This is a genomic window from Paenibacillus sp. 203, from assembly GCF_037027525.1.
Classification (GTDB): domain Bacteria; phylum Bacillota; class Bacilli; order Paenibacillales; family Paenibacillaceae; genus Paenibacillus; species Paenibacillus polymyxa_B.
This window is the reverse complement of the sequence record NZ_JAXCHD010000017.1, coordinates 27,064-40,187: the sequence shown is the minus strand read 5'-3', so window position 1 is coordinate 40,187 and position 13,124 is coordinate 27,064. Positions and strand designations below refer to the sequence as shown.

The 13,124-nt window shown below is 48.7% G+C and carries 10 protein-coding genes; 9 read left to right on the top strand and 1 reads right to left on the bottom strand.

Going from position 1 to position 13,124, the window contains the following annotated elements; translation table 11 throughout:
- Positions 1 to 9: 9 nt before the first annotated feature.
- Positions 10 to 2,721, bottom strand: a complete 2,712-nt coding sequence (gene acnA / locus WA407_RS24640; RefSeq protein WP_254329095.1) for an aconitate hydratase AcnA — start codon at positions 2,719 to 2,721, stop codon at positions 10 to 12.
- A 419-nt stretch (positions 2,722 to 3,140) separates the two neighbouring features.
- Between acnA and WA407_RS24635 the strand changes: the two genes are divergently transcribed.
- From WA407_RS24635 to WA407_RS24595, 9 genes are all read left to right on the top strand, one after another.
- The gene (locus tag WA407_RS24635; RefSeq protein ID WP_023987006.1) at positions 3,141 to 4,136 is read left to right on the top strand and encodes an amidase domain-containing protein; all 996 of its coding nucleotides are present in this window, start codon (positions 3,141 to 3,143) and stop codon (positions 4,134 to 4,136) included.
- 73 nt (positions 4,137 to 4,209) lie between these two features.
- Entirely contained in the window at positions 4,210 to 5,298 is a 1,089-nt protein-coding gene (locus WA407_RS24630; protein WP_039270664.1) for a D-alanine--D-alanine ligase, read from the top strand.
- 101 nt (positions 5,299 to 5,399) lie between these two features.
- Positions 5,400 to 5,723, top strand: coding sequence for a hypothetical protein (locus WA407_RS24625; RefSeq protein ID WP_007428793.1), 324 nt, complete (start codon positions 5,400 to 5,402; stop codon positions 5,721 to 5,723).
- A gap of 138 nt (positions 5,724 to 5,861) precedes the next feature.
- Positions 5,862 to 6,863 carry a UV DNA damage repair endonuclease UvsE gene (uvsE, locus tag WA407_RS24620; RefSeq protein ID WP_254329096.1) on the top strand — a complete coding sequence of 334 codons (1,002 nt, stop codon included), beginning with the start codon at positions 5,862 to 5,864 and terminating at the stop codon, positions 6,861 to 6,863.
- A 174-nt stretch (positions 6,864 to 7,037) separates the two neighbouring features.
- Positions 7,038 to 7,904, top strand: coding sequence for an inositol monophosphatase family protein (locus WA407_RS24615; RefSeq protein WP_250259425.1), 867 nt, complete (start codon positions 7,038 to 7,040; stop codon positions 7,902 to 7,904).
- A gap of 37 nt (positions 7,905 to 7,941) precedes the next feature.
- Positions 7,942 to 8,184, top strand: coding sequence for a hypothetical protein (locus WA407_RS24610; RefSeq protein WP_029515768.1), 243 nt, complete (start codon positions 7,942 to 7,944; stop codon positions 8,182 to 8,184).
- A gap of 123 nt (positions 8,185 to 8,307) precedes the next feature.
- Positions 8,308 to 10,038 carry a sensor histidine kinase gene (locus WA407_RS24605; protein ID WP_336078613.1) on the top strand — a complete coding sequence of 577 codons (1,731 nt, stop codon included), beginning with the start codon at positions 8,308 to 8,310 and terminating at the stop codon, positions 10,036 to 10,038.
- Positions 10,016 to 11,575 (top strand): response regulator transcription factor, encoded by a 1,560-nt coding sequence (locus WA407_RS24600; protein WP_029515766.1) that lies wholly within the window; start codon positions 10,016 to 10,018, stop codon positions 11,573 to 11,575. Before WA407_RS24605 ends, WA407_RS24600 begins: the two co-directional genes overlap by 23 nt.
- A 174-nt stretch (positions 11,576 to 11,749) precedes the next feature.
- Complete coding sequence (locus tag WA407_RS24595; protein ID WP_069291103.1) at positions 11,750 to 13,042, top strand: ABC transporter substrate-binding protein; 1,293 nt, start codon at positions 11,750 to 11,752, stop codon at positions 13,040 to 13,042.
- The last annotated feature ends 82 nt before the right edge of the window (positions 13,043 to 13,124 follow it).

The window sequence follows — 13,124 nt, the reverse complement described above, 5'->3', positions numbered from 1 at the left end:
ATACGCTCTTTACTCTTGAATCATCTGACGCAATACGGTTTGCAGAATACCACCGTTGTGGTAGTAATCGATATCGACGGTGCTGTCTAGACGGGCAATTACCGGGAATTCGAACTTTGTGCCATCCTCGCGTTTAGCCACCACTGTAAGCTCTTGACCAGGCTTCACGTCATTGTTAATGCTGAGGATGTCGAAGGTTTCGCGGCCATTGAGACCCAAGCTGGACCAGCCATAGCCCTCCTGGAATTGCAGAGGCAGTACACCCATGCCGACCAGGTTACTGCGGTGAATCCGCTCGAAGCTTTCGGCAATGACAGCCTTAACGCCCAGCAGAAGCGTACCTTTGGCCGCCCAGTCACGAGAGCTGCCTGTGCCGTATTCCTTACCAGCAATGACGATCAGGTTCTGATCGGCTGCCTGATATTTCATGGATGCATCATAGATGGACATTTCCTCATCCGTTGGCAAGTATTTGGTCACGCCGCCCTCGGTGCCTGGAGCCACATTGTTGCGGATACGGATGTTGGCGAATGTACCGCGCATCATGATCTCGTGGTTACCGCGACGGGAGCCGTAGGAGTTGAAGTCCTTGCGTTCCACGCCATGCTCCTTCAAATACAGTCCTGCCGGGCTGGATGGGGCAATGTTGCCTGCTGGTGAGATATGGTCCGTCGTGACCGAATCATTCAACAGGGCAAGCACACGGGCATTACGGATTTCCTTGATATCTTGTACGCCATCTTGAAGTCCTTCAAAGAACGGCGGGTTTTGAATATAAGTTGAGTTTTCATCCCATTCATACAGTTCGCCTTCAGGAACCGGAATGGAGTTCCATTTTTCGTTGGCAGTAAATACATTTTCGTATTTGCGACGGAACATATCCGGGCTGAGAGACAGGCTGATGGCTTCCTTGATTTCCTCGGAAGTGGGCCAGATGTCTTTCAGGTAGACTGGTTGATTGTCCTGATCGTAACCGAGAGGATCATTCACCAAATCAATGTTCACTGTGCCTGCCAGCGCATAAGCGACAACCAGTGGCGGTGAGCCGAGATAGTTGGCTTTGACCTGCGCATGCACACGGCCTTCAAAGTTCCGGTTGCCGGAAATAACTGCGCCAACCGTCAAATCATGGTCTGTGATGGCTTGACTCACTTCGTCAGGAAGTGGGCCGGAGTTACCAATACAGGTTGCGCAGCCGTAACCGGCTACATGGAAGCCGAGGGCTTCGAGCGGTCCGATTAATCCGGCTTTTTGCAGGTATTCCGTCACGACGAGGGAGCCTGGTGTCAAGCTTGTTTTAACATAGCCTGGCTTTTTGAGCCCACGCTGTACTGCTTTTTTGGCCAGCAAGCCCGCACCGAGCATAACGCTTGGATTGGAGGTATTCGTGCAGCTTGTGATCGCCGCAATAACGACTGCTCCTGTACCCAACTCGCTGGTGGAGCCGTCCGGATGGGTCAGCGGAATTTTCTGTGCGATTTTTTCATCGCTCAGTCCATAGCCGCCTTTGTCCACCGGGGTACGGATAATGCCTTCGAACGTTTCTTTCATGCGGCTAAGCTCAACACGGTCCTGCGGACGTTTGGGTCCGGCGAGACTCGGTACTACCGAAGCCAGATCAAGCTCAATCGTATCGCTGAACACAGGGTCCGGTGTATCGGATGTGCGGAACATGCCTTGGGCTTTGTAATACTCCTCTACGAGGCTTACTTGCTCATCGGAACGTCCGGTGCTGCGCAGGTAGGCTAGCGTTTCCGCATCGACCGGGAAGAAGCCAATCGTTGCGCCGTATTCCGGTGCCATGTTGGCAACTGTCGCACGGTCAGCCAAGCTGATGTTTGCCAGACCAGGCCCGTAAAATTCCACGAATTTGCCGACTACGCCTTTTTTACGCAGCATTTGCGTAACAGTGAGCGCCAGATCGGTGGCAGTAGAGCCTTCCGACAGGCTGCCTGTCAGTTTGAAGCCGATCACATCGGGAGTGACAAAATACAGCGGCTGCCCCAGCATGCCCGCTTCTGCTTCAATCCCGCCGACACCCCAGCCTACAACACCCAGCCCGTTAATCATCGTGGTATGGGAGTCTGTTCCTACGAGGGAATCTGGAAAGACGACCGTTTCACCGTCAATGGTTTTGGTAGCGGCAACGGAGGCGAGATACTCCAGATTGACCTGATGGACGATACCGGTGGATGGCGGAACGGCGCGGAAGTTGTTGAACGCCGTTTGCGCCCAACGCAGAAAACGGTACCGCTCCTCGTTGCGTTCAAACTCTACATTAATATTGTAATCCAGCGCATCACTGGTACCAAAAGCATCGACCATGACCGAGTGATCGATAACGAGATCGACGGGAACGAGCGGATTGATTTGCTTCGGGTCCCCGCCTGCTTTTTTCACCGTATCACGCATAGCTGCCAAATCGACAACCACCGGGACACCGGTAAAATCCTGTAGCACGATGCGTGCAGGAATGAACGGAATCTCCTTGTTGGTATCCCGATCCTCAGCCCAGCCTGTCAGCTGTTGCACATGTTCTTCCGTAATGGCGCGACCGTCAAACTGTCGAACCGCGGCTTCCAGCAATACTTTAATGGAGAAAGGCAGCTTGGCGATACCACTTTTTCCTTGTTCCTCCAGTGCCTTAAGGCTGTAGTAGCGGTAAGGCTTCCCGTTAACTTCCAGACTACGGGCGATGGAGAATTGATCTTTTCCTGACATAAGTATTACCTCCTTGAAGTGGATGCTTGTGGGAAAATAGGGATGTCGTTTTTTCGACGTCTTGCACAGTTGGTTTAAATTGGTTGCGTTCTCAATTACATCTTCAGTGGTTCATAACGTGTTAGAGGTTGAGATGAATGTAATTTGTTTCATTAGATGAAACATGATTTCAAAATGATTGCTTTTGGATTAAGTATACCGTTTTCAGACGGTTCCGTAAAGTTTTTTTGGCCTAAATGATGCGTTGCAGATTGGAAAATAAAACGCCCGCTCCCTCGCGTTTCGATGTTCATACCAAGCTTTAGAGATTCATACTTATAGATAGAGAGCATTTCAGACCAGAGAGGCAAGAAAGGAAGTTATTCATCATTCCGGTTATCCCCGGAAAAGGATAGCGGGACGAATATGGAGGGATTGGGATGGGGGAGCGGGAATGGAAACAGGCCCTTTTTGCTTACGTGAATCAATACAATCGCAGTGAAGTGAATGGTGTACCGCAGCCGGATGAGTATCTGGAGGTGGGTCAGCGGATGGAACGAGCAGCACGTGCGGCCAGATTGGAGCAGTGGTACAACGAACGGGATGCTGTTCCCCTACGCAGCGAGACACGCGCCAAGCCCCTACGAATGGTGCAGGATACCCCGGATGAGGCTGTGGTAGATGTACAACTGCATGTCCGACTCTTTTATGAGAAGGGTGGGATGACTCACCGGGAGGATCGGATCGAACGGGAGCGTCTGACATTCACACGCGAGGGTGAAGCCTGGCAGGTAGCGAGAATTGAGCGCGATCCGGCAGAAAGGAAGCCAGCGGGGGGAGAGGTTCCTTTTGAACAGGCTTCGTTTAATCAAGGAGGAAATCTGCCGCTGCTGAATCGCGGTGTGCTGGGCTTTGGCTCATCAGCACGTCCCAGCCGATATCGCCGCGAAGAAGCAGCGGCCTATGCAGATCAGTGGTGGGATAGCTTCAATCCGGAGTTTGAAGGTTTTGATGTGGATTGCACCAATTATATCTCGCAATGCCTCTTTGCAGGGGGAGCACCGATCCACTATACTGGTAAAAGAGAATCGGGCTGGTGGTATAAAGGACGGGTTGCCGGACGTGAACTGTGGAGCTACAGTTGGGCAGTTTCCAACAGTCTGGAGCGGTATTTGGGCTCCAGCTCATGGGGGTTGACCGCTGAGCAGGTGAGTCGCCCAGAGCAGCTCATGTTGGGGGACGTCATTTTTTACGATTGGGATGGTGACGGAACCTTCCAGCACAGCACGGTGGTCACGGCCTTTGATGCGGGCGGCATGCCGCTAGTCAATGCACATACGGTAAGCTCCAGACATCGTTATTGGGACTATAAAAATTCGTATGCGTGGACGGACAACACGGTATATCGCTTTTATCACATCGCCGACTATTTTTAAATGAGATGATGGATAACAGGTACAGTGATGCAAATCAGTCACAATGACGAAAGCAGGAAAGCGGAGGATAGGCATGGCAAATCAAAAATTGACCGTAGGGCTAGTGTACGGTGGCAAATCGGGCGAACATGAGGTTTCGCTGCAAACGGCGTATGCGGTAATGAACGCTTTTAACTATGAGAAATACGAGATCATTCCTTTTTATATTACGAAGGCTGGCGATTGGCGTAGAGGGGCGCTATTAAGCGCTCCTCTGGCTTCTGTAGAGCAATTGAAGCTGGAACGCGCAGAGGGCGGCACCAAGGCGGCATTAGATACATTGTTCGGCAAGCTGTACGGAGAGCAGACGCTGGATGTACTGTTTCCGTTGCTGCACGGCACCTTTGGCGAGGACGGAACGATTCAGGGTCTGTTCGAAATGGCGGATATGCCTTATGTCGGTGCGGGAGTGCTGGCTTCGGCAGCAGGTATGGATAAAGGCGTCATGAAGAAGCTGTTTGAGCATGCAGGATTGCCGCAAGTGAAATACTGTTATTTTAATAGTACACAGTGGGCCCAAACCAGTCATGATCTGGTACGTAACATGGAAACCGAGCTAGGTTATCCTTGCTTTGTCAAACCGGCTAATCTGGGATCAAGTGTCGGTATTTCCAAAGCCAGTAACCGAGAAGAGCTGGAAAAGGCTGTAGATCTGGCTTTGCAATTTGACCTAAAGGTGATTGTCGAGGAGTACGTCGATGCCCGTGAGATTGAGGTCAGCGTACTTGGCAATGATGAGCCGATTGCCTCGGTACCGGGTGAAATTGTATCGTCGAGTGATTATTACGATTACGCTGCCAAATATACGGATGGCCAATCGGAAATGCTTATTCCGGCACCGTTGGATGAGGAAGTGGCAGATCGTATTCGTGAAGCCGCATTGCAAGCATTCCGTGCTCTGGAAGGCTGCGGGATTTCCCGTGCCGATTTCTTCGTCAGACGCTCGGACGGACATATCCTTATTAATGAAGTGAATACGATGCCTGGCTTTACACCGTTCAGTATGTATCCATTGCTGTGGAGAGAAACTGGCGTATCCTATGCAAGTCTGCTGGATCGCATGATTGCTCTTGCATTGGAGCGTTATGAGCGCAGGTCGGCACTGCACTACGAGAACTCATAAACGAAACAAAGGGGAGCTGATCACTCTCCTTTTTGTTCATATATATGGCATATCTTTGAGCACTACACTAAACCCTTAATGATGAAAGGTGGCGGTTACACATGGGCTTTCAAACTGAATTTAACTCCGTGTGCAAATTCAAGAGCGAGCAAGAACTTTACGAACTGCTGGAATACGGACGTGGCAAAATGGTTAAATCCGGGCTGCGCGTGTTTCCGACAGGCCAGAAGGTCATCGCTTACAGCGTGGACAACGTGGCAGTAGCCATCGTGCAGATTGTGGGCTGTATCGCCGAAATTAATTTCCAGGGCGATGAAGTGACCGAAGTTGAAATGATCCTCATTCGTAAGCTGAATGAAGAGGAATCAAGAATTCAGACCGCATTGGCGGATGAAATGTTTTTTGGAGCACAGCAGCAATCCTAGCTGTTTTCTTCTTGCAATTTGTGCGATAACACCGAATCAGCAGGTGCTTTTCCGGGTATGATCAGTAGAAAAGGGTTTTAGGTCACTGAACGAAAGCGACCTTACCATCTACTGCGACTGCTGAAAGGAAGACACCCTATGATCGTAAGGTTCGGTTATGTAGCCATGTCGGTTAACGTTCAAAATGCATCCCCCTCTAAAACAATGACATTGAGCAGCTTTAACAAGATTGGAGACCGAGAAGCTGCAATCCGCAAGCTAGAACGGATAGCAGCCGAAAATCTCCATAATACTTTGAGGCTGCTGCGCCATAATCGCGCGAGTGATATCCAGGTCTATCGTTTCTCATCCAAGCTGATTCCGCTCGCGACCCATCAGGATCTGCGAGATTGGGACCCTTTTCAGGCGCTTGCTGCTGACTTTGCAGAGGTTGGGAACTATGTCAGGGCGAATAAGATGAGGGTATCGTTTCACCCCGATCATTTTACAGTGTTAAGCACTCCCCGTCCTGAGGTGTTGCAGAGCTCCATTAATGATCTGAAGTACCACAAAGCGATGCTGGAGGCCATGGGACTCGGTGCCGAAGCCAAGAACAACATTCATATTGGTGGTGCATACGGAGATAAGGTGACCTCAGGCCAGCGTTTTGTAGAGCAGGTTAGTGCTCTGGATCTTTCGTTAAGAGAACGGTTAACGCTGGAAAATGATGATAAAACGTTCAATGCGGTGGAAACGCTGGAGGCTTGCAAATTGACGGGGTTACCGATGGTTCTCGATATTCATCATCAATGGGTGAATAATGAGGGGGAAAAGCCGTGGGAGCTATGGCCGGATATTTTGGATACCTGGACAGGGGAATTGGCCCAAGCCGGATCTTCTGTGGATCATCCATTGCCGCCCAAAATCCATGCGTCCAGCCCCAAAAGTGAAAAAGATCCTCGGGGCCATGCGGACGGTGTTCTAGTGGAGCCCTTGCTTACCTTTTTGCGCAATATTGCCGGATATACGGATCGGATTGATGTCATGCTTGAAGCCAAACTTAAGGATGAAGCGTTATTCGGGTTGATGAATGAACTGCGCCTTCAGGAAGCTAATGGGGTTAAAGTGCTGGATGGAGCTTCCGTAGAAATTATGCCTTAGAAAGTAGCATTTTGCGGATAAAGCTCCCATTTAGAGAAACTTTATGCAGATTATTGTGTATACTAGAATGTGTAAACTAGCAAACTTGTACTGAAACAGAGATGGTTAAGAGACTGTGTTGTAGAGCAGCTTCGTAAACCACGTAACAATGATATAGAAAGTAGAGTGAACACGTTGAACGAAAATGAAAACGAAAAGGTTCCCTATATCGTATCAGGAAAAAGCTATACTGCCGTGGCTATTAACGCGGCATCCAAAGCCGGGGAATGGATTAAAAGCAGGCTGGGAACTGTTGAACATTTGAATACCAAACAGTCTCCTACGGATCTAGTGACCGAGGTAGATAAAGGGGCAGAGCAGATGATTCGCAGACTGATTCTGACCCATTTTCCCGATCATGCTATTTTGGGTGAAGAGGGTGTAGAGCCGGGAGCCGAAGCTTCGGCCCGCGCATTAGAGGCTGCCCGTGAAGAGGAATATCTATGGATTATTGACCCGGTAGATGGGACTACCAATTTTGTACACAGTCTGCCGTATTACAGTGTGTCAATTGCCTTGGCCCATCGTGGAGAGGTGATTGTCGGGGTTATTTATGATCCGTCCCGTGATGAAATGTTTGTAGCGGAAAAAGGAAAAGGCGCTTATGTACATGGCAATCGCATGCAAGCATCGAGAGAAGAAACACTGGGAGATAGTCTGGTGTGCGTCGGCTTCCCGCCGGATCGTACGTATGCACAACCGCTAAATATGAAAATTACGCAGGTTCTTACACCTCAGGTACGCGGCATTCGGGCGATGGGCTCGGCAGCATTGCATCTGGCTTATGTAGCATCAGGACGGCTGTCGGCCTATTGCGAAATTGGTTTGAATGCGTGGGATGTGGCAGCGGGCGCTTTGCTGGTGCAGGAATCAGGCGGCACCATTACCGATACATTGGGCAGACCTTATGACCTGAGTGTACGGCATATTGCAGCGACGAATACAGCTATTCATTCTCAACTTATTCAAGTGCTGAAAGAAGCAGACGCAACCGGATTATAATTCTACGTAGAACATCATCATGAAGGAGGAAATCGCGATGAGCCAATCCGAAGAATTGGAACGCCAGCTCAGTGAACTGCTGACGGAAGGCGAAATTCGTGAGAATGAGGCCCAGAAGCGGGAAAGACTCAGTCCTAAATATGAGGTGCGGGTTCAGACTCATATCGATCCCATTGTTGAGGAGACGCGTAAATACCGGAGTATGGCACGGGAACTTGATGACCGATACGACGAATATATGAGCAAGGCGGACAAATCGAAACCAACCGATCAACGCTAAGCAAATACAAATACCTCTTGCCGAATGACCAAGGCATGGGGTATTTGTATGTTATAAAGGAGGCGACATTCACTGATTACCTACTTTAAAAGCGCTTATAAAAATGCTGGAATCCATCATAAAATGGTACTGCTGATTACGGTGCTTATGCTGGTTAATTTTGCAGTTGTTGCAGTCATACTTAAGTACGTATTTCATATTTATGATAATCAAATGTACAAAAAAACATCCGAAGTACTCAATATTTCTTCAATCGGCATAGAAAATGAGCTGAAGGATGTGGAAAAAGTTACTTTCAAGGTAACAACGGACGAGCAGCTTCAACGTTATTTGCTGCAATTGGAAAAGGAAAAGTCACCTTATACCAAAATGGTGCTGCGTAAAAAAATAACGAATAGGCTCGTCGCCTTTGCCGGCTCTGAGACCTATGTCTATTCTATGATAGTAATCGATAAAGAGGGACAGGTCATGAGCGCGGGCAACCGCGAAGGTATTCCCCAGGAGCTTCGATCCACCCTGTCGGAGCTGGCAGACGAACATGACGGTTCCAATGCATGGTATGCGGCAGGTCATTCCTCCTTGCTGGCCGCTCGGCAGTTCAAATCCTTTACCGATTCCAATTTTACACTGAATGGGCTCGGAACGCTTGCGATTCGTGTGCGAATTGACCGGATTGTAGCGGATCGTGTGCAAACTTCCGGCCGTGACGGACAACTGATGATTACAGATGGAAGACGGATGATTTATCCCGAAACACCACTTTTGAGTGAGAGTGATATCCAGGCGGAGCTTGGCCGAAAGCAGCCTTACGGGATTGCGACCTACTCAGGAGGAACCTTTTTCGCTGCTCAAATCAAATCCTCTTATACGGGGTGGACGTATTTGCATATGACCCCCTTCGATGATATGTTTCGCAGTATTACGATCATTAAAGAAGTTGTAAGCGCTATTTTTGTAATTATGCTTCTTATCGCATTGGCACTGGGGGCTAGGTTGTCAGGGAGCATTACCAAACCGATTGTTCAATTAATCCAGAACATGCGTAAAATAGAAAAAGGCGATCTCGACCGTTTGGAAGAAGAAGCACTTGGCGCGGTCCCCCTTTCCACACAGGATGAGGTAGGCTTGTTACATCGGACATATAAGAAAATGATTCGTCGCATTCGTGAGCTCATTAATGAGAATGTTGCCAAGCAGCTATTACTGCGGGAAACAGAGCTAAAGGCATTACAGGCACAGATTAATCCACACTTTTTATACAACACGCTGGAATCCGTGAACTGGCTCGCCAAGGCCAATAAGCAGGATCGGATTTCAGAGATGGTGGAAGCACTTGCTTTTCTATTGCGTAGTGCGGTCAGTTTTGAAGAGCAGCTGATTCCGCTTCGAAAAGAACTGGATATTGTAAGGAGCTACGTAACGATCCAAAAAACACGTTTTGATGAACGTCTCGTTTTCCATCTGGATGTCCCGGAAGAACTGATGGATGCACAAATTCCGAAGCTAACGCTTCAGCCCTTGGTGGAGAATGCCATTCATTATGCGCTGGAGCCGCGAATTGAACCCTGTCGGATTGCTATTATTGCGAGAGAAAGCGAGGGGTCTTTATTTCTACGAGTTGAAGATGACGGACCGGGAATGACGCCGGATTTCTTGGAAAAGCTGCGGAGCGGGCAGGTCATGACTCGTGGGCAGGGCATTGGACTTACGAATATTGAGGAACGGATTAACCTGACATTTGGTACACCTTGGGGGATAGAACTGCATAGCGAGTCAGGAACAGGAACGTCGATTCATGTCTGTATTCCATATGTGAAAGGGGATCAGGGTCGTGTACAAGGTGCTACTGGTTGATGATGAGCGTATGATTTTGGAAGGCATATCACAGGTGGTTGATTGGGGAAAAGCGGGAACGAGATTGGTTGGTACGGCACGTAACGGGATTGAGGCTTATGATCAGATTCAGGCCAGCCCGCCTGACTTTGTGATTAGCGACATCTCTATGCCTGGATTGGACGGTATCGGACTGGTTGCCAAAACGACGGAGCATTTTCCAGACGTCCGTTTCATTCTGTTGTCTGGTTACAAAGATTTTGATTATGCCTGTCGGGCCATGCAATACGGGGTGAAGCACTACTTGTTGAAGCCATGCAATGAGCGACAAATTCATGAGGCTCTGACCGAGTTGGGGCAGGAGCGGGAGGAGCAGGAAGAACGCAAGCAGTTTGTAAACCGGATGAAGCTAGATTTTCAGCGTATGCTGCCTCATGTGAAGGAACACTTTTTGAAGGAGTTTATTTCCTATAAAACTTACGGTAGCCGTGATATCGCATTTTATGAGCGGTTATTCGGAATTGAATTGCAAGATAAGCAGGTTCGAATGCTGCTGCTGCGGGTGGAGGAATCCCATGAGCCGGAGCATTTGTTTGCATTGCAAAATATAGCGGCAGATTTGATGGATGATGTCTTGCTCAGTACGACCATGCAGGGGCAATTGCTCATCGTGCTGGAAAGTGAGGATGACACGTCACGGTTTATGAAACAGATTGAAGCGGTACGTGCGACATTTCATCGCTTTTACAAGCTAGAGGTAACAGTCGCAGTTAGTGAGTCGGATAGTATGCAGCATTCACGGGGGATGTACCGGGAGACACTACATTGTATGAATCACCGTTTTTACACCGGGGAGGGCAGTTTGATTACGAAGGAGGATTTAGCGGCTGAGGATACCCGGGAGATGGCAGATTTGGAGCTGGACGAGGAGAAGTTCGGTCTGCTAATCAAGGCTGGAAATACGGTGGAGGTTGCACAGGAAGTGGATCGGTTGTTCGGTATTTTGTCCCGGATGAAGCTGGAAATCTCCGTGACCCGCTCCTATGTGCTTCAGCTCTATGCCGCTATGATCCGTATATGCCCTGAAGAAGAGCGTGCGGCGTTTACGAGCCGAATGGTGGTGCTGGCAGAGCAAAAAACGCTGGCATGTCTCAAATCTTTTGTACAGGAAGCTGCCGAACGAATGACCGCAATCTATTATAAAAGTAATGTGTATCGCCAATCTTCCACCGTTGATAAAATGATCACTATTATTGAGCAAAACTACAGAAAATCCGATCTGTCGCTGAACGGAGTGGCAGGTCAAATGCTGTATATGAATTCCGACTACTTAGGAAAAATTTTCAAAAAGGTGACAGGGGAAAACTTTTCACACTACGTCAATCGTTATCGGATCGAACGTGCGGCTGAGCATATTCGAGAGACAGGAGACGTGAAGGTATTTGAACTGGCGGAATGGTTCGGCTTCGGTGGGAACGCGCAATATTTTAGCCAGGTGTTCAAAAAATGGGCGGGTATGACGCCTTCCGAGTATATTAAGTCACATGAACGGGGATGAGCTGATGGCCCCCACTGTTTTTTAAACCCAGGAAACCTGATTTGTGTATTCCAATGTTTCTCTGCTTTTGGGAAAATAACAACAGGAGCTAATGTAAACGCTATCAAAATTGCGTAAATGCGTTGTCACTCGTGATTTGGCTCCTTTCTAGAACAGCGAAAAGGGGAGAGATAGGTGGGCAAAAAGGGATGGTTTCTGATCATAGCTATGCTGCTCGTTTTGACGACGGCATGTAGCGGAGCGGACGGCGGCAGCAATTCGGGCACAAGTGCAGACGGGAAAGTAAAGTTACGTATCGCTTGGTGGGGATCGGATACGCGTCATGAATACACGCAAAAGGTCGTTGATTTGTATAAGCAGAAAAATCCTAATGTAACGATTGATGTGGAATATGCCTCTTTTGATGACTATTGGAAAAAGCTCGCCCCGCAGGCTGCGGCTAATCAGTTGCCTGATATCGTGCAAATGGACATTTCGTACATTAGCCAATATGCGAAAAATGGTCAACTGGAGGATCTCGCGCCTTACTTGAATCAAAAAATTCAGGTCGCTGATGTGACCGAAAATGTACTCAAAACCGGCGTAATTGCCGGAAAGCAATATGGTATTCCAACCGGTGTCAATGTTCTGGGTTTCCAGTATGACCCGGCGTTGCTCAAAAAAGCGGGTATAGACAAAATCCCTGACAACTGGACATGGGATCAGTACAAAGAACTGGCTTTAAAGGCTGGTTCCAATAAAGTATACTTTGACAGCTCGATGGCTGCTGATATTTTCTTCCACTACTATTTGCGTACGCAAGGAAAGACTCTCTACAATGCGGAAGGAACAGGATTGGGGTATGACGACGATAAGCTGTTTGTTGACTTCTTTAGCGGATTGGCTGATCTGATTAAGAAGGGAGCGACCCCGCCTCCTGAAATTATGAACCAGACCAAGGGGATTCTTGAGGAATCCGATATTGTAAAAGGAACTGGCATCGGTATTTGGCAGTGGTCCAATCAGTATGTGGGCTTACAGCAGGTTGTTAACCGCCCAATGGCACTGGCTCCAATGTTTGGGCCGAATATGGAAAAAGGCGTATACATGCAGCCTACGATGTACTGGACGGTTGCTTCCCGTTCACAGGTAAAGGATGAGGCCGCAAAGTTTATTGATTTCTGGATGAATGATGTAGAAGCGAATAAATTGATTAAAGGCGAACGGGGCGTGCCAATTTCCTCCAAAATCAAGGAGGCTGTTGCGCCAGAGTTAAGCGAGCCTACGAAGCAGGTGTTTGAATTTGTAGCTTCCATGGAGCCGAAGGCTTCTCCAATGAGCCCGCCGCCGCCAGTCGGATCGCCGGAGGTAATTGCGACTCTGACCGATTATATTGAGCAGGTCAATTTCGGACAGATGACGGCTGAAGACGCAGCGGCCAAATTCCGGGCTGATGCGAATACTATCCTTGCGAATAACAAGCAATAATGAGCGCAATGAGATCTTTAGGATATCTGACATCGTTTTAGCATAAGAACGACAAGATCCAAGGAACGTTTCGTTAAGTTAA

What these genes read in the sequence shown, in the direction of transcription:
- acnA (WP_254329095.1), bottom strand. Translation starts at nt 2,721, where the DNA reads ATGTCAGGAAAAGATCAATTCTCCATCGCCCGTAGTCTGGAAGTTAAC.
- WA407_RS24635 (WP_023987006.1), top strand. Translation starts at nt 3,141, where the DNA reads ATGGGGGAGCGGGAATGGAAACAGGCCCTTTTTGCTTACGTGAATCAA.
- WA407_RS24630 (WP_039270664.1), top strand. Translation starts at nt 4,210, where the DNA reads ATGGCAAATCAAAAATTGACCGTAGGGCTAGTGTACGGTGGCAAATCG.
- WA407_RS24625 (WP_007428793.1), top strand. Translation starts at nt 5,400, where the DNA reads ATGGGCTTTCAAACTGAATTTAACTCCGTGTGCAAATTCAAGAGCGAG.
- uvsE (WP_254329096.1), top strand. Translation starts at nt 5,862, where the DNA reads ATGATCGTAAGGTTCGGTTATGTAGCCATGTCGGTTAACGTTCAAAAT.
- WA407_RS24610 (WP_029515768.1), top strand. Translation starts at nt 7,942, where the DNA reads ATGAGCCAATCCGAAGAATTGGAACGCCAGCTCAGTGAACTGCTGACG.
- WA407_RS24605 (WP_336078613.1), top strand. Translation starts at nt 8,308, where the DNA reads ATGGTACTGCTGATTACGGTGCTTATGCTGGTTAATTTTGCAGTTGTT.